General features: G+C 50.2%; 1 protein-coding gene. It reads right to left on the bottom strand.

The window, feature by feature from the left end; all coding sequences use genetic code 11:
- The coding region (locus tag PsWM33_RS20985; protein ID WP_153039984.1) for a VCBS domain-containing protein at positions 1 to 247 on the bottom strand (247 nt) is incomplete at both ends.

The raw sequence follows: 247 nt of genomic DNA, 5'->3' as shown, positions 1-247 counted from the left end.
CTGTGCGTGTCTGAGGTGTCTTTATCGGAAAACTCAGGGACTATGGTAACAGAGTTATCTTCTTCCGTGGTCTCACTCATCGCAACAGCCACAGGTCCGTCATTCTGGCCAGTGATGGTAACGCTCACAGTCTCAGTTGAACTCTCACCAGCTGCGTCTATGACAGTATAGGTAAAGCTGTCTGTTGCTGTTTCTCCGACTGCCAGGTACTCAAACGCACCATTGGGGTCATAAGAGAACGTGCCGT

Origin of the sequence: Pseudovibrio sp. WM33, from assembly GCF_001623165.1 — a bacterium.
Taxonomy (GTDB): domain Bacteria; phylum Pseudomonadota; class Alphaproteobacteria; order Rhizobiales; family Stappiaceae; genus Pseudovibrio.
This window is presented reverse-complemented; position numbering and strand designations above follow the sequence as displayed.